Origin of the sequence: Oceanicola sp. 22II-s10i (assembly GCF_002210105.1) — a bacterium.
In the GTDB taxonomy this organism is placed as follows: domain Bacteria; phylum Pseudomonadota; class Alphaproteobacteria; order Rhodobacterales; family Rhodobacteraceae; genus Pseudooceanicola.
In genome coordinates this window covers 1-19797 of record NZ_AQQU01000009.1, presented here as the reverse complement: position 1 = coordinate 19797, position 19797 = coordinate 1, and the positions used below count along the sequence as shown (strand labels likewise).

Sequence of the window (19797 nt, the reverse complement as noted above, 5' to 3'; positions counted from 1 at the left end):
AAGCCCGTGGATCGCGCTCAGATATCGAGCGTGTTGGCTTTTTCCCAGGCCGAGAAATGGTGCATGTAGCTGTCCCATTCCTGCATCTTGAGCTTGGCGTAGGCGGCGGAGAACTCGGCGCCGAGCGCGGCGGTCAGGGCGCCGTCGGCCTCGAAGGCGCGGATCGCATCGAGCAGGTTCAGCGGCAGGCGGGGCGCGTCCTTGGCGAGGTGGCCTTCGGCATACATGTCGATGTCGAGGCGCTGGCCGGGGTCGGTTTTGGAGGCGAGGCCGGACAGGCCGGCGGCGATGATCGCGGCCTGCAGGAGGTAGGGGTTGGCCGCGCCGTCGGGCAGGCGCAGCTCGAACCGGCCGGGGCCGGGGACGCGGATCATGTGGGTGCGGTTGTTGCCGGACCACGTCACCGTGTTGGGGGCCCATGTGGCGCCTGAATGGGTGACGGGCGCGTTGATGCGTTTGAAGCTGTTCACTGTCGGGTTGGTCAGCGCCGTCATGCCCTTGGCATGGGCCACGATGCCGCCGAGGAAGTGCATCCCGTCGGCGGAGAGGCCAAGCGCGGCGTTGTCGTCGGCGAAGGCGTTGACCTTGCCTGCCTTGTCCCAGACGGAGATATGCGCGTGGCAGCCGTTGCCGGTCAGGCCGGGCAGGGGCTTCGGCATGAAGGTGGCGCGCAGGCCGTGCTTTTCGGCCACCGATTTCACCATGAACTTGAAGAAGGAATGGCGGTCGGCAGTGACGAGGGCGTCGTCGAAATCCCAGTTCATCTCGAACTGCCCGTTCGCGTCCTCGTGGTCGTTCTGGTAGGGGCCCCAGCCGAGCTCCAGCATGTAGTCGCAGATCTCGGCCACCACGTCGTAGCGGCGCATCAGGGCCTGCTGGTCGTAGCAGGGTTTCTCGGCGGTGTCGTAGGCGTCGGAGATCTCGGATCCGTCGGCGGAGAGCAGGAAGAACTCCGCCTCCACGCCCGTCTTGACGCGGTAGCCCTTGTCCGCGGCCTCGGCCACCAGCTTCTTCAGCACGTTGCGGGGGGCCTGGGCGACCAGTTCGCCCTCCATCGTGCAGTCTGCGGCGACCCATGCGACCTCGGGCTTCCACGGCAATTGCGCGACCGAGGCGGGGTCGGGGACGGCGAGCACATCAGGGTGGGCCGGCGTCAGGTCGAGCCAAGAGGCGAAGCCCGCGAAGCCCGCGCCGTCGGTCTGCATCCCGGCGATGGCCTGCGTCGGCACCAGTTTCGCGCGCTGGCCGCCGAAGAGGTCGGTGTAGGAGATCATGAAGTATTTGACGCCGTTCTTCTCGGCGAACTTGGCGAGGTCTTTCGTCATGTCGTCTCTCCGGTTCTGTCCCTCTGGCGGCCTGGCCGCGCTATTTACATTCGGTTTCCCGCTGCCTGGCGGAGGCGGTTGCACCCCGCTCCCGCGCCTAGAATCCCGCCTTGCCCGGCCACCAGTCTGTGCCCGCCAGCGGCACCTGCGCCATGGCGGCGGCTTCCATCGTCAGGGCGCAGAGGTCCTCGGGTTCGAGGTTGTGAAGGTGGCTCTTGCCGCAGGCGCGGGCGAGGGTCTGGGCCTCGAGCGTCATCACGGCGAGGTAGTTGCGCAGGCGGCGGCCCGCTTCGACCGGGTCAAGCCGGGCGGCGAGCGCAGGGTCCTGCGTGGTGATGCCCGCCGGGTCGCGGCCCTCGTGCCAGTCGTCATAAGCGCCCGCCGTCGTCCCGAGCTTCTGGTACTCGGCCTCCCATTTCGGGTCGTTGTCGCCGAGCGCCACGAGTGCCGCCGATCCGATGGAAACCGCGTCAGCCCCGAGCGCCAGCGCCTTTGCCACGTCGGCCCCGGTGCGGATCCCGCCCGAGACGATCAGCTGCACCTTGCGGTGCATCCCGAGATCCTGCAGCGCCTTCACGGCGGGGCGGATGCAGGCCAGCGTCGGCTGGCCGACGTGTTCGATGAAGACATCCTGCGTCGCGGCGGTGCCGCCCTGCATGCCGTCCAGCACCACGACATCGGCCCCGGCCTTCACGGCCAAAGCCGTGTCGTAATAGGGTCTTGCCCCCCCGACCTTCACGTAGATCGGCTTTTCCCAGCCGGTGATCTCGCGCAGTTCGAGGATCTTGATCTCCATGTCGTCGGGGCCGGTCCAGTCCGGGTGACGGCAGGCGGAGCGCTGGTCGATGCCGACCGGAAGGTCGCGCATCCCGGCGACGCGGTCGGTGATTTTCTGGCCCAGGAGCATGCCGCCCCCGCCGGGTTTCGCGCCCTGGCCGACCACGATCTCGATCGCATCGGCGCGACGCAGGTCGTCGGGGTTCATGCCGTAACGGCTCGGAAGCACCTGATACACAAGCTTTTCCGAATGGCCGCGCTCCTCTTCGGTCATGCCGCCGTCGCCGGTGGTGGTCGAGGTGCCGGCCAGCGTCGCGCCACGGCCGAGCGCCTCTTTCGCCTGCGCGGAGAGGGAGCCGAAGGACATGCCGGCGATGGTGATCGGGATCTTCAGCTCGATCGGCGTCTTGGCGTGCCGGGTGCCGAGGACGACGTCGGTGCCGCAGGCTTCGCGGTAGCCTTCGAGCGGATAGCGCGAGATCGAGGCGCCGAGGAACAGCAGGTCGTCGAAATGCGGGACCCGGCGCTTCGCACCGCCGCCGCGGATGTCGTAGATGCCGGTCGCCGCCGCGCGGCGGATGTCGGCATTCGTCTCGCGCGAGAAGGTCCAGCTTTGCTTGGGCAGGGTGGGCGGAGTGGCGTCCATCAGTAGTCACCTGCGTGGTCGATGTTGAAATTATAGAGTTTTCTGGCCGATCCGTAGCGGCGGAAGCTGGCCGGATCGTGATCGAGGCCCGCTTTTTCCAGAAGTGCCGCGAGATCGTGCAGATGCTCGGGGCGCATCTCCTTCTCGACGCAGTCCGCGCCAAGGGATTTGACCGAACCGCGCACGAAAAGCCGCGCCTCGTAGAGCGAGTCGCCGAGCGCGTCGCCCGCATCGCCGCAGACGACGAGGTTGCCCTTCTGAGCCATGAAGGCGGACATGTGGCCGACGTTGCCGCCGACGACGATGTCGATGCCCTTCATCGAGATGCCGCAGCGGGACGAGGCGTTCCCCCTGATGATCAGCGTGCCGCCGCGTCCGGTCGCACCGGCATACTGGCTGGCGTCGCCTTCGACGATGACGGTGCCGGACATCATGTTCTCGGCCACGCCCGGCCCGGCGGAACCCTTGACCGTGACGGTCGCCTGCTTGTTCATCCCGGCGCAGTAGTAGCCGGTGGAGCCGTTCACGGTGACTTCGATCGGTGCATCAAGGCCGACGGCTATCGCATGGGCGCCGCGGGGATTCAGCACCTCCCAGACGGTCTGGTTGGTCTGTTCGGCCTGTGCCTGAAGGGCGGCGTTCAAGCTGCGGAGATCGCTGGAGGAAAGGTCGACGCTCTGCATCACGCGGCCTCCCAGAAGTAGACTTTCGCCGGTTCCGGTTCCCAGATCCTTGCATGTTCTATGCCAGGAAGGGGCGCCAAAGCCCTGTATTCGCTACCGAAAGCGACGTAGTCTGCGGTCTCGGCCATAACGGCGGGCTTGCAGGCGATCGGGTCGCGAAGGACACCGAAGCCGTCGCGCGTGCCGACCACGAAGGTGAAAAAGCCGTCGAGGTCTTTCAGGGCGGACTCAAGGGCTTGCCCGAGGTTCCTGCCGCTGGACATCGCGTGGGTCAGGTAAGCCGCTGCGACTTCGCTGTCATTTTCGGAGCTCACGGTCACGCCGTCGCGGGCGAGGCGGCGACGGACGGAGTTGTGGTTGGACAGCGATCCGTTGTGCACGAGGCACTGGTCCGGGCCGGTGGAGAACGGGTGCGCGCCGTCGGTGGTCACGGCGCTTTCGGTCGCCATGCGGGTGTGGCCGATCCCATGGGTGCCGGACATCGCGGGCAGCGCGAAGTGGCGGGAGACGTCGGCGGGCAGGCCGACCTCCTTGAAGATCTCGATCCGTGCGCCGCTGCCCATGATCCGGAGGCCCGGCGTGGCCCGGAGTTTGGCGAGTGTTTCCGCGGCCTTGCCATCGGGCATTGAGATGACGGCATGGGTCGAGATCGTCCGGATCTCCGCCCCCGGCAGGTCCAGCGCGGCGAGGCGCGCGGGGTCGTCGGCCTGCACGGTGATCTTGGTCATGCCGGGGGTATCACTGCCGTAGACGGCGATCCCGGCGCTGTCGGGGCCGCGGTCGGACATGGTGATGAGCATGTCCGACAGGTGCTGGCCGAGGGTGGGGCGGAGGGCTTCGGTCTTGGTGAAGATGCCGACGATGCCGCACATGGGTGGGTCCTCGAATCGTGGTGGGTTGAGGGGACCGTAGCTTGGTGGTGAGATTACTGACAGGGGAAAATGTTTCTTTCAGGGAATGATGGGCGGGTGCGGTCAGAAATTGGGCGGAGGTGGATGAAAGGGTGATCGGTCGGGGGGAGTGTCGAAACAGGTGGTCGGTCTCACGTCCGTTCGGTAGCTGGTTGACCCAGGGCGCACAGGGCGCGGTTTTGTTGGCCGGGTGCTCTGTCCGACCGGGCGCGGAATCAAGGCGAAGCCGCCGCGCCTGGCGCCTGCCCGTCCCGGCGGGTAGGCGCTTTGCCTCCCGCGCGATGACCTTTGGCAGAGGAGGGGTGTGGCGGGGATCAAGCGCCTCGCTCAATCGTCGGGAGCGCCAACCCACGGGCAGGTGGCCCGGCCTTGGGATTACGGTCAGGGACGGTTGGTCTGCCCGATCAGGCGATGCGCGCGGACCTTCGGCAGAGGGAGAGTTTGGCGGGCCTGACCTTTACCCTGGGGCTACCGCCAAAGGTGCGCATACCCCGCCAGCGCGCCCTGCGCTTTGCTCAGCAGGCGCATTCCGGGGCCGGGCTTGGCGACCGTGCCGGTGGCGAGACGGTCCACCGCGACTTCGACCGGGCAGGCGGCCCCGGTGACGGGATCCCGGTAGCGCGGGTAGTCGATCAGCGCGGCGTGTACGAGCCCCTCCAGCGTGACCTGCGCGCGGCGACGGTCGGGGATACGGCCCATGTCGCGGGTCAGGCCCCAGCCGGCGTAGAAGGGCGCGCCGGTAACCGTGACGGGCTTGCCGCGCAGGAGCCCTTCGAACCCCATGAGCGAGGTCATGGTCCAGACCTCGTCCACCTGCTCCAGCAGGGCGGCGGGGTCGGTCCCGGTGGGGATCGCGTCGGCGAGACCGACGAGGTCGGCAGGATCGACCGCGCCGGTGCGCAGGCCCGCCAGAACATCGGGATGCGGCTTGTAGAGGATCACCGCGTCCGGGTTCGCCCCCCGCGCGGCGCGCAACAGGGCGAGGTTGGTCGAAACCTGACCGGCGCCGAGGCGGATTGAGGCGTCGTCCTCGACCTGTCCGGGCACGAGGATGCGGCGGCCGGGGGGCAGGTCCGACAGGTCGGGCGTGGGACCGGCGAGGTTGTATTTCGACAGGCCGAGCGCGACGAGGCGGCGGATCAGCGCCTCGGCCCGGTGTGTCTGGTCCGGGCGCAACTCGGCGCGGGCCGCGATCAGGCGTTCGAGGCGGCTTTCGCGGGTCGGGTCGTAGTAGATGCCGAGATCGTCCAGCACCAGCGACAGCGGCGGGACCAGTTCCGCCCCCAGCCCGCGGGAGCGGAGGAAGCCATCCTCGACCCGGACGCCGTCGTCCTCGGGCGCGGCCTTGCTCGCCCAGATCATCCGGCGGCGCGGGGGCGCGGCGATTTCGGAGAACTTCACCCGCCGTTCGGTGCCGAAGAAGGCGTTCAGGAACGGGCGCTTCCACAGGCGCATCTCCGAGGCGGTCCAGCCGTCGCGGTCCTCGCGCCAGACGCGGGCGCGGGCGGCGAGTTGCTCCATCGCGTCCTCGAACGTGCCAAGGCGGTCGCGGGCGGGGTCATACCATGTCGGGTAGAGCAGCATCGCACCGGCGAAGAGCTGCGGGCGGGTCAGCGTGCGGCCCCGGCGCGGATAGGCGAGGGGGTGGCGGTCGTCGGTCAGGCCCCAGCCCGCGTAGAACGGACGGCCGAAGACGCGCGGGCGGTGGCCGGCGAGGATCGCCTCGAACCCGAGTTGGGAGGAGACGACGTAGACCGCTATCGCGCCCTCCATCAGCGCCCAGGGCGAGACGGGGTCGGTCAGGAGCTGGACGTTGCCGGTGGCGTCCTCGGGGCCGAAATGGCCGGGTCGGAAACCCGCGCGGGTTTCGGGATGCGTCTTGATGAGGACACGGGCGGCCGGGTGCTCCTCCTGCGCGTAATAGAGCATCTCGCGGAAGGTGTTCATGTCCGCGCCGCCGAAGCGGACCGAGGCGTCGCCGCGCGTCTGGTCGATGACGAGGACATAGCCCGGTTCCGGCACCGGAGCCTCGGGCGAGAAGGCGTTGTATTTCGACAGATGCGCTTCGCGCAGGCGGGCGATGCCGCCGCGGGCGCGGTTCAGCAGGGCGGTGTCGTCGAACGGATGGGTGGCCAGCAGGGTTTCGAGGTCGGAGGGGCCGTCGCCGTCGAAATGCATCCCCGTCCGGTCGATGATCAGGCCGGTCGGCGGCTCGCCCGCCCGGCCGGGGTGGAGCGAGCGGAGGAAGGCGTCTTCGATCCGGATCAGGGCGGCCCCGGTGCGGGCGGCCATCGCCTCGCCCCGCGCGGCATAGGGCGAGCGGCCCCAGACGCCGATCAGGTCGTCCTCGCCGGGGCGGCCGATCGTCAGGTCGTAGCCTGCCAGCGACAGGATGCGGCGCAGGCGGCGCTGGCGCAGGAAACCGGCGTTGAAATAATAAAGCCGCCGGGACCCTTCGGCCCCGGCGGCGTCGCGGGCGCCATCGCGCCCGGTCATATCAGTTCCCGGACAGGGTGTTGGCGGCGTCGGTCACGCTGCCGACGGACACGAGCGTGCCGGTCAGGGCCGAGATCGTCTTGTTCCACTGGGTGAACGGCGCTTCGGTGACGTAGAGCGTGTCGCCGTCGCGGATCACGAAGTCGCGGGCCACGAACATGCCGTTGGGTTCCGTCAGGTTCAGCACGTAGACCATCCGCTGCGCGCCGACGAGGTCAGTGCGCCCGAGGACGGAGTTCGCGATTTCCGCCGCTTCGTTGCGGAAGACGAAGACGCCGGTCGGGTCGGAGGCGGTGGAGACGAGGCCGCCGACCTGCGCGATGGCTTCGAGCGCCGAGAGCGTCTGGGTTTCAAAGACCATGCGGCGCTGCGATCCGGTGGCGCCGAGCGCGGTGAAGGCGCGGGTGTCTTCCTCGATCAGGATGCGGTCGCCGCCGCGCAGGGCGATGTCGTAGCGCGGGTTCTCGTAGAGGTCCTGGAACCAGATGGTCGACTTGTGCGAGCCGCGCAGCACGGTGATCTTGGCGATTTCGGGCGACACGGTGATGCCGCCCGCACGGGCGATCATCGCCGACAGCGTGCGGGTCGGACGTTCGATGGCATAGACGCCCTGGCCGCCGATGGAGCCGACCAGCGACACGGTCGAGCCGTCGCCGGCAAGGCGGCGCACCTCGACCTGCGGGTCCGGCGTCTGTTCCTTGAGCTTGTTGGTGATGACGCGGCGCACGCTTTCCGGCGTATTGCCCGCGGCCTTCACCCGGCCCGCGTAGGGGACGAAGACAAAGCCCGAGCCGTCGACCTGCACTTCCTGCAGGACGGTGGCGTTGGTGCCCTCGCCGGCCAGCAGGCCGTCGTCGACGTTTTCCCAGATCGTCAGGCCCAGCGTGTCGCCGGGACGGATCACGTCGGAGCCCATGACCACGGCGTTGATGAAATCCTGCGAAAAGCCAAGCGCGGGGATGATCGCGGTGGCGCGTGTCACGCGGTCATTGACCGACACGATGAAGGCGTCGCCCTCGCGCTGCACGGACCCTGCGAAGATTTCGGATTTGTTCGGCCCGACACGGGGAAGGAGCGAACACCCTCCGACCATGGATGCAATGGCCAGAAGGGCGACGGATCTCGCCCATGGGTTTGCCTTTGAAGTCACTGCCCGGTCTCCTCGACCTGTTTTTATGCCTCAGCTTTTTCCGGCAAGTTATCGGAATAGGTCCGAAAACGCCAGTCCGGCTTTTTTTGTTCGTCAGGTGATGGCGCGCAACTGTTGCCTTGGGGCCGCGGTGCCCGATTGCAGCGCGTCATAGGGATCTTCGTCCGACAGCATCATATCCACAACCTGTCGTAGCAGCTGGCGGCGCGCACGCGAGGAGTAGAAGCCGCCGGCGATCTGGCTGGTTTCCAGCAGGTAGCGGCGGTAATCCTGATAGGCGCGGCGGTCGGGGCGGCTGGCGCCCGCGAAGAAGTCGGGCAGGGGCTGGGTCGAGACGAATTCGGGCTTTGCGTAAACCGCGCGGCCGAAGACCTTGATCGGTATGCCGCGGAACAGCACCTGCTGCGCGGCGGTCGAATTGACCGTCACCGCCGTGCGGGCGTCTTCCAGAAGCTGGGCCAGCTTGCCGCCGCGGACGTAATGCACGCGGCCGCCGAGACCGTAGGCTTTCTTCAGCCGCCGGATCTCGCGCCGGAGCGGCACGCGGCCGTCTTCCAGCGGATGCGCCTTGAAGACGAGGTGATGGTGCTGCGGCGCGCCCTCGGCAAAGCCTTTCATGACGACGTCGAGGAAGTCGGTCATCGTGTCGAAAGGCGAATGCATCTGAAACGAACTGTCGTGTTCCAGCTGCAGCAGGGCGAGGTGATAGGGGAAGCCGCCGTGGCGGATGCGCAGGCTGGACCACCAGCGGTCCAGCGCCTGGAACGGCATCAGCAGCAGGCGGCGCAGATAGAGCTGGAATTCCTTGGTCACGGTCAGCGACCGGTGCGGGCGGAAGTTGCGGTAGTCGCCGTTCCGGAACATCACGAACCAGTGGTAGAGCGCGCCGTAGAAGACGTGGTGGCGCATGTCGCCCCAGCGTGCGGGCGGCAGCGGGGTGTCCATGTCCGAGTTTTCCAGCGCCACGCGCATCTCGTCCACGCTCATGTCCATCAGCCGGGAATGCCCGTTCGCGCCGCCGCGTTCGTAGGTGACCCAGTAGGGCCGCATGTAGCCTTCCTCGAACACGTGCACCGACAGGCCGCGCTTGCGGGCGCGGGTCACGGCCTCGGCATGGATGGCGCGGGTGTCGCCGTAGAGGACGATGTCGGTGATGCCCTTCTCGGCGCAGAGCGCGTCGAAGGTGTCGGGCCAGTCCTCGACCCGGCCGCGATAGGGTATGTAGCTCTTGCTGTTGAACCAGAACGCCCGGTCCCCCGCGTTGAAGCCGACGCGCCAGACATCGGAGCCCGCGATCCGCAGCATCCGTCCGAGCCGGTAGAAGAACGGCCCGTGAGGTCCCTGAAGGAAAAGGAAAGTGCGGTTATGTCCCGTGATCGCAGCCATGGTTCTGCTTTACCCGATTGCCTGCCCATCGGACTAGATGGGGAGGGGGGCAGAAATGTGACCACAAGGGGGTGATTGTCGACGCTGGGGGATCAATCCGCCCGATAGGCGAGGACTTCGTCCATAAGCGCTTCGAGGTCGGGATCGGGGATCCCCATCTCGCGGAAATGAATCAGCATGTTGCGCAGGTAATCGAGGCTGGATCCGAGGATGCCTTCGCCCGTCGCGATGTAGCGGACGATGTCGGCGCGGGGCAGGTCGGGGCGGATGTCCTCCTGCGTGGTGTCGCCGACGAAGGCCAGTGCCTCGACCCTGCCCTGATCCGTCTCGGCGGGCAGGAACCGGGCGAGGTAGCCGGGGCCCACCATCTCGCGCCGCCAGACGACCTCAACCTCGTCCGCCGCATGGGCCGCGTCGATGCGGAACACCACGCCGTCGACCGTCCCGCCCTCGACCAGCGCGGCCATGAGGCCGGGCGCCTCCGCCGTGCCACGGGCGCCCTGCGCGTCGTAGAGCGCCATCGCGCGGCGGTAGCCGGTGATCCGGGCGCGGCGGATTTCCGAGAAGTGAAAACCGGGATCCCACATCAGCGAGCCGTAGCCGAAGACCCAGATGTCGTCGTTCAGCCGGTCGCCCAGCGTCTCGGCCATCATCGCCGTCCGCACCTCGTCCGGATAGCGCCAGTCCGCCCGCCCGCCCTGTTCGCGGATCACGTTGTCGAATTCCGCCGGGCTGAAGGTGCGGAAGAACGAGGTGTCGGGGTCCGTGATCTGGCCCTGCAGGCGGGGATGGTGCCGGAAGGCGGCGGGGTCGATGGGCATGGGGCGCTTTCGGATTGGGGGCGCTGTCGGATTGGGCGCGGCCAGCATGACGGCCCCTGCCGGAATGGGAAGCCCCCTTGTCCGCGCGCCTCCGCACAGGTAGGTCCGATGCAGCAAACGGAGGCGGCCATGTTCACTGGGATCATCACCGATGTCGGCATCGTGCGCAGCGTGGAAAAGCGCGGCGACCTGAAGGCGCGGATCGGGACGGCCTATGACACCTCGACCATCGAGATCGGGGCCTCGATCGCCTGCGACGGGGTCTGCCTGACCGCGATCGAGACCGGGCCGGACTGGTTCGACGTGGAGATCAGCGCCGAGACGCAGGACAAGACCACCATCGGCCACAACGGCTGGGAAGGCGGGCGTCGGGTGAACCTCGAACGTGCGCTCAAGGTCGGGGACGAGCTGGGCGGGCATATCGTGTCGGGCCATGTCGACGGCATGGCCGAGGTGATCGCGATGGACGACGAGGGCGACAGCACGCGGGTGACCTTCCGCGCGCCGGACGCTCTGGCGCGGTTCATCGCGCCCAAGGGATCGGTCGCGCTGAACGGGACCTCGCTGACGGTGAACGACGTGAACGGGTCGGAATTCGGGGTGAACCTGATCCCGCACACCAAGACCGTGACGACATGGGGTGACGTGAAGGTCGGCGACCGGATCAACCTCGAGATCGACACGATGGCCCGCTACGTCGCACGCCTGCGGGAGTTCGAGGACTGAGCGACCGCGCCGCTGTCCCGCTGCCCGGCATCGGGCACAACCGCGGCCCGTCGATGGACGACGGGCGCGCGGTACGCATCTACACATGGAAGCACGCGCAGGCCGCGCGCCGTGAAAGCCTGACGGTCGAACAGGTCCGCCGCCGCCGCACGCGCGCGGCAGAGCTGGGGATGAGCTATGCCACCTATGCCTCGGTCCGCGCGACGGCAGGGCGGGACGTGGATGCGCTGGTCTTCACGTCGAACGCGCTCGGGCTGCAGGGGGGCGGGCCGCTCGACCGCTCCTGGGCGGAGCGGCTCGCCGGGATCCGGCGGTGCCTGCGGATCGGTCTGCTGTCCGCGCCGCTCGATCCGGTGGAGATGGCCGAGGTCCTGCCGCTGGACCGGGTCTATCGCGCACCGCCCGCCCATGCCTCGTGGCCCGCGCTGCGCGCGGCGCTGGCGCGGGTGCAGGAGGGGCGGCCGGCGTCGTCCTTCGTGCTGGTCGGTCGTGCCCCGTGGGAAGAGGGCTGGGTCGCGGCGGGCCGGCTCGGGGCCTACCTCGCGGCCGGGACCTATCTGGGCGGGGCGCTCGACCGCGCCTGACGGAGCGGCTCGCGGCAGGCCCGCGGCGCGGGACAGGCGGTGGCGTGGAACACTCGGGGGACGTGCGGCGTTACCTTTCCAAATCAAAGGTGACCGTTATGTACAAATTTCTCCTCGGCAGCGCCGTTGCGCTTGCCCTCGGCACGACGACCCTGTCTGCCGCTCCGACCCACAAACAAGGCGAGATTGCAGGCTTCGCCCCGGCGCATGACGCGCAGGTCTGGCTCGCCAAGGGCAATGGCGGCGGCAATGGCAATGGCGGCGGCAATGGCAATGGCAACAAGGGCGGCAATGGCAAGCTGATCAAGGAAGGCAAGGCCAACGGCAATGCCGGAAAAGGCAACGGCAAGGGCAATGGCAACGGAAACGCCAATGCCGGCAAGGCGAAAGGCAAGCCCGACAAGGCCGAACGGCAGGCCAATGCCGGAAACGGCAATGGCGGCAACGGCAAGGGCAACGGCAAGCCCGAACATGCGGGCGGGCCGAAGCCCAAGGCCAACGGCAACGGCGTCGAAAAGGCGTCGAACGGCAATGGCAAGGCCGCCAAGGCCCGTGGCCCCTACAGCGCGGCCGAGCGCGAAGAAGTGGTGACCCGCATCGTCGGCACCCCGGCGCCCGCGGGCCGCGACATGACACGGATCATCGGCGCGACCTCGCTCGCCCTGCTGACGCCCCAGATGGTCTGGAGCGACATTCCCGAGGATCAGCTGATCGCCTACAGCAATTGCCCGCCGGGCCTTGCCAAGAAGGACCCGCCCTGCGTCCCGCCGGGGCTGGCCAAGAAGGGCGTGACCTATGACGACTGGGTGTCCTACGACCGCGACCGCTATGACGAGATCTGGCTGGAGCGGCGCGACAGCTGGCTGGGCTCGGATTTCGGCTTCGATCCGGATCCGGACTACCTGCTGCTTCAGTCCGACCAGATCGCATCGCTGTTCAACCTCGCCCCCGCGCCCGCCGGGCAGCGCTATGGCCTGATCGACGGCCTGCCGGTCCTGCTGGACGAGCAGGATTACACCTCGCTGCTGCTGGTGAACCAGATGGCGCAGGTGGCGAACATCGCGCCGGGCGTCCCGATCTCGCCGACGGCGGCGCTGTCGCAGAGTGAGCTGATGAGCCTGTACCGGCTGCCGCAACTCGGGGCCGGCCAGAACTACTCGGTCGTGAACGGTCAGATCGTGCAGCTGAATGACCCGGAATATGAAATCCTGCAGATGATCCGCATCGCGCGGGCCATCCTGTAAGCCTCCGGGCCCTTGGAAACACGGACAGCCGCCGGACCTCCGGCGGCTGTCTTCATGTCCGTGGCCGTGCCCTGCAGCGGCCGGTAACGCCTACACAACGCGCACCCGCTGGGGCATGATTGCAACCGGACGACTGCAGCGGAGGCCGGACCTGCATCATGGCACGCACGACTGACACCGAAGTGACGCAGGCGCGGAAAGCCGAGATCCTGAGTGCGGCCAAGGACGTGATCCGCGATCATGGCCTGCAGGGGCTGACCTATGACCGGATCGCGCACCAGGCCGGTCTGTCGCGCCAGCTGCTGCGGTACTACTACCCCGATCAGGAAAGTATCGTTGTCGACCTGTGCGACTATCTGGCCAGCCGCTATCGCGACCTGCTGGTCGAGGGAATCATCAACACCAACCAGGTCGAGCGGCTGGATTTCTTTCTGGATTTCTTCTTCGACCTGCTCGACGACCATCCGATGCCGGACGATCTGGAGGTCTACGATTCATTCGTCGCCTTCGCCGTGGGGTCGGACCGGCTCAAGGACCGGCTCTGCGCGCAATACCTGACCCTCGGGCAGGTGATCGTGCATGAGCTTGCCATCGCCTATCCCGACCTTGGCGGCAAACGGTGCGAGGAACTGTCCTATCTCTTCGTCTCGATGATGCATGCGCACTGGAGCTTCGTTGCGACGCTGGGCTATTCGCGCGAGCACAGCCGCCTGACCCGGAACGCCATCGACCGGCTGATCCGGTCCTATGTCGACGAGCCGGAGCCGAAGGCCATCGTGGAAAAGCCGTGGGGCAGGGCGGACTGAACGGCGATCCGTTTCCCGCAGGTTCACACACCCGTTGTTCGCGGCGTCCCTCTGGCAAAACTGACTTGGGTGCTCTATCTCGGCCCCACACGTTGAACGGGGAGGGTCCCATGCCCGACAGTGCCACCTACGAAACGCCGGGTCCGGTCGAAGAGAACTGGCGCGACGCGATCTCGTCCGTCGAGGAGATCATCGACGACGCGCGCAACGGGCGTATGTTCATCCTCGTCGATCACGAGGACCGCGAGAACGAGGGCGATCTGGTGATCCCCGCCCAGATGTGCACCCCGGACGCGATCAACTTCATGGCCAAGCACGGGCGCGGGCTGATCTGCCTGTCGATGACCGGCACGCGTGTGGACCAGCTGGGTCTGCCGCTGATGGCCTCGCAGAACTCGTCGCGGCACGAGACCGCCTTCACCGTCTCGATCGAGGCGCGCGAGGGCGTGTCGACCGGGATTTCCGCCCATGACCGGGCGCGGACCGTCGCCGTCGCCATCGACTCCGCCAAGGGGGCCGCCGACATCGCCACGCCGGGCCACGTGTTCCCGCTGCGCGCCCGCGAGGGCGGGGTGCTGGTCCGGGCCGGGCACACCGAGGCCGCCGTCGACATCTCGCGGCTGGCCGGGCTGAACCCCTCGGGCGTGATCTGCGAGATCATGAACGAGGACGGCACCATGTCCCGCCTGCCGGAACTGGTGGCCTTCGCCCAGATGCACGGGCTCAAGATCGGCACGATCTCCGACCTGATCTCCTACCGCCGCCGTCACGACAACCTCGTGAAAGTGCGCGAGGAGCAGACGGTCCAGTCCGAATTCGGCGGCGAGTGGACGCTCAGGATCTACACCGACTCGACGCAGGGCGCCGAGCATATCGCGCTGATCAAGGGCGACGTGGAAGGCGACGATCCGGTGCTGGTGCGGATGCATGCGCTCGACCCGCTCAAGGACGTGGCGGGGCTGGGCGGCAAGGGCCGCACGGCGGAGTTCGCCGACGCGATGCGCCTGATCGCCGAGGAGGGTCGCGGCGTTCTGGTCCTGCTTCGCGATACGCACATGCGGCTGGCGACCGGGGCCGAGGTCAGCCCGCAGGTGCTGAAGCAATACGGGCTGGGCGCGCAGATCCTGTCGTCGCTCGGGCTGCACAAGCTGGTGCTGCTGACCAACTCGCCCAAGCCCTCCATCGTCGGGCTCGACGCCTACGGGCTGGAGATCACGGGCACGCGCAAGATCACGGGAGCCGCCTGATGGCCGGGAACGAACTGCACTACACCCTGCCGCGCGGCGAACTGGGCAAGGCGGCCAAGGTCCTGATCGTGGTCGCGCCCTACTATCGCGACATCGCGGACGAGCTGATCGCGGGCGCCAAGGCCGAGATCGAGGCATGGGGCGCCACGCACGAGCTGATCGAGGTGCCGGGTGCTCTCGAGGTGCCGACGGCCATCGCGATGGCGGGGCGGATGTCGAACTACGACGCCTATGTCGCGCTTGGCTGCGTGATCCGGGGCGAGACGACGCATTACGAGACGGTCTGCAACGACAGCTCGCGCGGGCTGACCCTGCTGGGGCTGTCGGGCTATCCGGTCGGCAACGGCATCCTGACGGTCGAGAACCGCGACCAGGCGCTGGTGCGGGCGCGGGTGGCGGATCAGAACAAGGGTGGCGGTGCCGCAGCGGCGGCCTTGCATCTGCTCGCGCTTTCGCGCAAGTGGGGCGCGCCGCGCGCAGGTGTCGGGTTCCGCCCAGTCGGACCCATGGGAGAGGACACGGTCATCGCGGCGCTCACCGACCCGAAACCCTGATCCCGCAGGCATCCGATGACCGACAAAGCCCCGGCCGTATCCGGCAACCAGAAGCGCAAGATGCGCAGCGCGTCGCGGCTCTATGCCGTGCAGGCGCTGTTCCAGATGGAGGCGGCCAGCCAGACCGTCGACCGGGTGATCGCGGAGTTCGAGGATCACCGCTTCGGCGCCGTCTACGACGAGGACGAGATGCTGGAGGGCGACGTCGACCATTTCCGCAAGGTGATGCGGGATGCCGTCAACTGGCAGGCCAAGATCGACCAGATGACCGACCGCGCGCTGGTGGCCAAGTGGCCGATCGCCCGGATCGACCCGACCCTGCGCGCGCTGTTCCGCGCCGCCGGGGCCGAGCTGGTCGAGGGCGACGCACCGCCCAAGGTGGTGATCGTGGAATACGTCGACGTGGCCAAGGCGTTCTTCCCCGAGGGGAAGGAATCCAAGTTCGTCAACGCGGTGCTGGACCACATGGCGCGCGAGGCCCGGCCCGAGGCGTTCTGAGCGGCCACCGGCCTGTTCCGCCCCGCGACAGCATGCCGTGGGTGACATACGGGTCCGCTTGCCCTAGCCTGAGGGTATAACCCATCAGGTGCCCGTGATGCCCAAGCTCATCCGTCTCTACATTTCCAGCGTTCTCACCGGTTTCGCCATCGCCGCCGTCTTCGCGGCGCTGCTGATCTGGTTCGACGTGGGCCACCTGCGGCATCTGGCGCAGGGCCCGGACGGCGTGCTGGCCGTGTTCCTGCTGTGGTTCTTCAACGGTATCGTCTTTGCGGGCGTGCAGTTCGCCTACCGCATCATGCGGATGGCCGACAAGCCGGAGGGGCCGCGCGGCGGCACCCGTGCCCCGGTGACGCTCCGAGGCTTGGCGCCGGTCCGTGCAGAGGCGCGGGCCCCGAGGCGCTGAGGTCGCCACTCACGCGACATTCCGGCGCCGCGATCTTGGGGAAGATCGCGGCGCCTTCCTTTCCTGCAACAAGTTTGCGCTTCGTGCCGGACCGGTTCAGCGTTTAGGCTTCCCTGTGTCACTGGGTAACGAGGGGGAGAGTTGCGATGCTGACTGAGGCCAAGGTCCTTGCGCCGGGACTGAGGACGTATCGCGGGGGCGTCACCACGCCCGAGCGGTGGAACACCTGGCAGCCGAGGCAGGGCGACATCGTCGTCTGCACCCCGCCGAAATGCGGGACCACCTGGACGCAGAGCATGCTGTGCATGCTGGTCAACGGCGGCCCCGACCTGTCCGCGCCGGTGCCCGTCATCTCGCCCTGGGTCGACGCCGATCTGGGCGTGCCGGCGGACGAGGTGACGGCGGCCATCGCCGCGCAGACCGGGCGGCGCGTGCTCAAGACCCACACCCCCGGCGACGGCTTTCCGATCTGGGAGGGGATACCGGTCATCGCCGTCTATCGCCATCCGCTCGACATCTTCTTTTCGCTCCGCAAGCACGTCGCCAACACCGCCAACGTGCACGAGATCGACCGCATCTACCTCGCCCCGGTGCCCGAGTCCTTCCGCGCCTTCGTCGAGGGCGGCGTGGATCGCGAGGATTTCGGCCACGACACGCTGGCCAAGTTCTGCCTGCACTACACGGAAACCGTCTGCTCGGGCCGCCGGACGGACATGGTCCTGTTCCATTACGCGGGCATGGTGCGTGACGGTCGCGCCGCCGTGGAGCGGCTGGCGCAGGCGATCGGGATCGACGATCCGGCGCTGGTCGACCGCGTGGCCGCCGCGACCTCGTTCGGGGCGATGAAGGCGAATGCCGACCGGTTTGCCCCGGTCGCGGGGACGGGTTTCTGGCGGTCGGACGCGGGGTTCTTCGATTCCGCCAGCTCGCAGAAGTGGAAAGGCCAGCTGACCGAGGACGAACTGGCCGCCTACGACGCCAGGATGGACGAACTGGTGCCCGACCCCGAGGCGCGGGCGTGGTTCGAGGGCGGCAACCTCGCCACATCCTGACGCGGCGGAGGCCGGGTCAGCGCGCCCCGGCCTCCAGCCAGACGCCGCCTTCGGGGCGCAGCGTGATGATCATCACCGGGTCGGGGGTGCGTCCGGGCACGGTGCGGAACCGGAACCGGGCCAGCAGGGTGGCGAGGATGATCACCGCCTCCTGTATGGCAAAGCTGGCACCGATGCAGATCCGGGGGCCGTCGCCGAAGGGCAGGTAGGCGTAGCGGTCGATCGCCTTGGGATCGGCGAAGCGGTCGGGGCGGAAGCTGTCAGGATCCTCCCAAAGCAGGTGGTTCCGGTGAAGCGCGTAGATCGGAATCATCACCGTGTCGCCCGGCCGAACCTCGCGCCCGCACAGCGTGTCGGCCTTGAGCGCCGTCCGCGACACCAGCGCGGCAGGCGGGTAGAGACGCAAAGCCTCGTCCACGATCCGGCGGGTCAGGGGCAGGGCGGCCACATCCGCCGCCGTGGCCGCACGGTCGCCAAGGACCGCGCGCGCCTCCTCCGCCGCCTTGTCCTGCTCCTCGGGCGCGAAGGCGCAGAGGTAGAGCGCCCATGACAGCGCCAGCGCCGTCGTCTCGTGCCCCGCGACGATGAAGGTCAGCAGGTTGTCCCGCAGCTCGGCGGTGTTCATCTTTCGCCTGGTCTCGGAATCCTCGCCCGCCAGCAGCAGGTCCAGGAGGTCGGGCACCCCGTCATGCGGCCGGTCGCGGCGCGCCTGCACGGCCTCGTCCGCCACGCTCTTCATCTGCTTCAGCGCCTGGCCCGAGAACACGCGCCCCGGACGGGGCACCCAGTCGGGCAGGCCCAGCATGTCGAACAGCGAGATGCGGGCGGCCTCGTCGATATAGGCGTCGATGGCGCGGTGGACGCCATCCCGGTCGAAACCGCCGCCGCCGGTGAAGGTGACGTCCGAGATCACGTCGAAGGTCGCCCTCACCATTTCGTCATGCAGGTTGACCGCGCGGGGTCCGGCGGCCGCGATGCGGTCCGCCGCCGCCTCGGCCGCGCGGGTCATGAAGGGGCCGAGGTTGGCGACATTGCGATGGCTGAAGGCGGGCGCGGCGGCGCGGCGCTGCCAGCGCCAGTGCGCGCCCTCGGCGATGAAGAGTGACTCGCCGATGGCCGGTTTCAGCAGGTTCTTCGTCACCGTGGACTTCGGGTAATTATCCAGCTTTTCCAGCAGGATATGCCGCAGCGCGCCGGGGTCCATCACCATGTGCCACCGCACCCCGCTGCGGCCCGAGACGATGGGCTGCGTGGTGGCGATGCGGGGGATGATCGACAGGATGTTCCGTCGCGCGGCGCGGAAGCTGCCGAAGAACCCCATCGGCTGGGTCACCAGCGGCACGTGCACCGGCAGCGCCGGTCCGGACGGCTCGAGGTCGCGGGGCATGGCTGTTCCTCCGTGTCTCGATTTCGATATAGGTGCAAACAATCGCCGCTTCAAACCGAGGGATTGTTGCGCCGCAGGGGTTGCTGAGTTATCCGGTAACCCGGTCCAATCCAAGGGAGCCCCGAGCCTTGCGCAAACTCGTCCTCGCCGCCGTCATGGCCCTTTCCGGCTGTTCCATCGCCGATGATCTGAACAAGCCGACCGAGGATCTGGGCAACTTCCTGCTCGGGCACAATGTCGTGGTGGCCTCCAAGGCCGCCAAGGGTCCGCTGTCGCGCGACGTCAGCGAACAGGAACTGGTCACCGCGTTCAAATCCGCGATCGACGAGCGGTTCAGCCGGTATGACGGCGACCACTACTATCACCTCGGCGTCAGCATCGAAGGCTACAACGTCGCCGTCGCCGGTGTGCCGGTCGTGGCCGCGCCGAAATCGGTCATCATCCTGCGCCTGACGGTCTGGGACGACGCCAAGGGCGTGAAGCTGACCGAGAAGCCCGCCGAGATCACCGTCTGGGAAACGCTGGGCGGCGAGTTCATGATCGGCACCGGCCTGACCAAGAGCAAGGAAGAGCAGCTGGCCGACCTCGCCGCGAACGGCGCCAAGCTGATCGAGAACTACCTGCTGGAAAATCGCGAATGGTTCGGAGAGGGGCGGGCTCCGACCTCGGTCGCCGGGTATCGTCCGGGGACCGTCGTCCGCCGGGTGCCCGAGGCGACGCAGCCCGCCGCCACGACGACCGCCACGCCTCCGGCTCAGGCCACGACGCCGGCGCGGACGACCACGCCGCAGCGCCGGACCACCACGCCCCCGCCGGCCGGTGCGACGACGCTGTCGCCCGTGGCCGTGACGCCGGGCTGACGGCCAACACGCACCGCGCGGTTTCGCGCGGTTTCGATCGCTCGCAAACCACGTCGCCCGCAGGCCATTTCAGCCCGCGGGCGCTTGATTTTCCCCGCGCGAGTCAATAAACGGCGCGCGGAGACGAAACGGGCCCGGCCTGAGACGCAGGCGATGCCCCCCAACGACGAGGCGCCCTAGCCAATGGCAAAGGAAAAGTTTGCGCGGAACAAACCGCACTGCAACATCGGCACGATCG

Annotated in this window: 19 protein-coding genes; 10 read left to right on the top strand and 9 right to left on the bottom strand. The window is 68.0% G+C overall.

The features are described from left to right. Window positions 1-17: 17 nt before the first annotated feature. The 8 genes from glnT to ATO6_RS19095 form a co-directional block, all read right to left on the bottom strand. Window positions 18-1325 (bottom strand): type III glutamate--ammonia ligase, encoded by a 1308-nt coding sequence (gene glnT / locus ATO6_RS19130; protein WP_088625650.1) that lies wholly within the window; start codon window positions 1323-1325, stop codon window positions 18-20. A gap of 97 nt (window positions 1326-1422) precedes the next feature. After that, entirely contained in the window at window positions 1423-2748 is a 1326-nt protein-coding gene (locus ATO6_RS19125) for an FMN-binding glutamate synthase family protein (RefSeq protein ID WP_088625649.1), read from the bottom strand. Beyond that, window positions 2748-3431: a GXGXG domain-containing protein gene (locus tag ATO6_RS19120; protein ID WP_088625648.1), complete on the bottom strand. Its 684-nt coding sequence runs from the start codon at window positions 3429-3431 to the stop codon at window positions 2748-2750. Before ATO6_RS19120 ends, ATO6_RS19125 begins: the two co-directional genes overlap by 1 nt. Continuing rightward, window positions 3431-4303: a glutamine amidotransferase family protein gene (locus ATO6_RS19115; RefSeq protein ID WP_088625647.1), complete on the bottom strand. Its 873-nt coding sequence runs from the start codon at window positions 4301-4303 to the stop codon at window positions 3431-3433. The genes ATO6_RS19120 and ATO6_RS19115 overlap by 1 nt, the downstream gene beginning before the upstream one ends. A 507-nt stretch (window positions 4304-4810) precedes the next feature. After that, the gene (locus ATO6_RS19110) at window positions 4811-6838 is read right to left on the bottom strand and encodes a capsular polysaccharide biosynthesis protein (RefSeq protein WP_088625646.1); all 2028 of its coding nucleotides are present in this window, start codon (window positions 6836-6838) and stop codon (window positions 4811-4813) included. 1 nt (window position 6839) lies between these two features. After that, window positions 6840-7931 (bottom strand): polysaccharide biosynthesis/export family protein, encoded by a 1092-nt coding sequence (locus tag ATO6_RS19105; protein WP_088625645.1) that lies wholly within the window; start codon window positions 7929-7931, stop codon window positions 6840-6842. 150 nt (window positions 7932-8081) lie between these two features. Beyond that, window positions 8082-9374 (bottom strand): capsule biosynthesis protein, encoded by a 1293-nt coding sequence (locus tag ATO6_RS19100; protein ID WP_088625644.1) that lies wholly within the window; start codon window positions 9372-9374, stop codon window positions 8082-8084. Window positions 9375-9466: 92 nt separating this feature from the next. Continuing rightward, a complete protein-coding gene (locus ATO6_RS19095; RefSeq protein WP_176441014.1) occupies window positions 9467-10195 on the bottom strand; it encodes a gamma-glutamylcyclotransferase in 729 nt (242 codons plus the stop codon). A 129-nt stretch (window positions 10196-10324) separates the two neighbouring features. Here ATO6_RS19095 and ATO6_RS19090 point away from each other — a divergent pair, with 129 nt between their 5' ends. The 9 genes from ATO6_RS19090 to ATO6_RS19050 all read left to right on the top strand — a co-directional run bounded on the left by ATO6_RS19090 (window position 10325) and on the right by ATO6_RS19050 (window position 17312). After that, window positions 10325-10921, top strand: coding sequence for a riboflavin synthase (locus ATO6_RS19090; RefSeq protein ID WP_088625642.1), 597 nt, complete (start codon window positions 10325-10327; stop codon window positions 10919-10921). A gap of 53 nt (window positions 10922-10974) precedes the next feature. Further along, window positions 10975-11505, top strand: coding sequence for a hypothetical protein (locus ATO6_RS19085; protein ID WP_088625641.1), 531 nt, complete (start codon window positions 10975-10977; stop codon window positions 11503-11505). 98 nt (window positions 11506-11603) lie between these two features. Further along, window positions 11604-12749, top strand: coding sequence for a hypothetical protein (locus tag ATO6_RS19080; protein WP_088625640.1), 1146 nt, complete (start codon window positions 11604-11606; stop codon window positions 12747-12749). Between the two features lie 158 nt (window positions 12750-12907). Further along, a complete protein-coding gene (locus ATO6_RS19075) occupies window positions 12908-13555 on the top strand; it encodes a TetR/AcrR family transcriptional regulator (RefSeq protein ID WP_088625639.1) in 648 nt (215 codons plus the stop codon). 110 nt (window positions 13556-13665) lie between these two features. Further along, window positions 13666-14802, top strand: a complete 1137-nt coding sequence (gene ribB / locus ATO6_RS19070) for a 3,4-dihydroxy-2-butanone-4-phosphate synthase (protein ID WP_088625638.1) — start codon at window positions 13666-13668, stop codon at window positions 14800-14802. Then, entirely contained in the window at window positions 14802-15356 is a 555-nt protein-coding gene (locus ATO6_RS19065) for a 6,7-dimethyl-8-ribityllumazine synthase (protein ID WP_088625637.1), read from the top strand. Before ribB ends, ATO6_RS19065 begins: the two co-directional genes overlap by 1 nt. Before the next feature lie 15 nt (window positions 15357-15371). After that, window positions 15372-15854 (top strand): transcription antitermination factor NusB, encoded by a 483-nt coding sequence (nusB, locus tag ATO6_RS19060; RefSeq protein ID WP_088625636.1) that lies wholly within the window; start codon window positions 15372-15374, stop codon window positions 15852-15854. Window positions 15855-15951: 97 nt separating this feature from the next. Further along, window positions 15952-16260: a Na+/H+ antiporter subunit E gene (locus tag ATO6_RS19055; RefSeq protein WP_088625635.1), complete on the top strand. Its 309-nt coding sequence runs from the start codon at window positions 15952-15954 to the stop codon at window positions 16258-16260. A gap of 146 nt (window positions 16261-16406) precedes the next feature. After that, entirely contained in the window at window positions 16407-17312 is a 906-nt protein-coding gene (locus ATO6_RS19050; protein WP_088625634.1) for a sulfotransferase domain-containing protein, read from the top strand. 16 nt (window positions 17313-17328) lie between these two features. Here the strand turns inward: ATO6_RS19050 and ATO6_RS19045 are convergent, their stop codons facing one another. Then, window positions 17329-18699: a cytochrome P450 gene (locus ATO6_RS19045; RefSeq protein ID WP_088625633.1), complete on the bottom strand. Its 1371-nt coding sequence runs from the start codon at window positions 18697-18699 to the stop codon at window positions 17329-17331. A gap of 128 nt (window positions 18700-18827) precedes the next feature. Between ATO6_RS19045 and ATO6_RS19040 the strand changes: the two genes are divergently transcribed. Beyond that, window positions 18828-19559, top strand: a complete 732-nt coding sequence (locus tag ATO6_RS19040; RefSeq protein WP_176441013.1) for a hypothetical protein — start codon at window positions 18828-18830, stop codon at window positions 19557-19559. Window positions 19560-19797 lie beyond the last annotated feature (238 nt).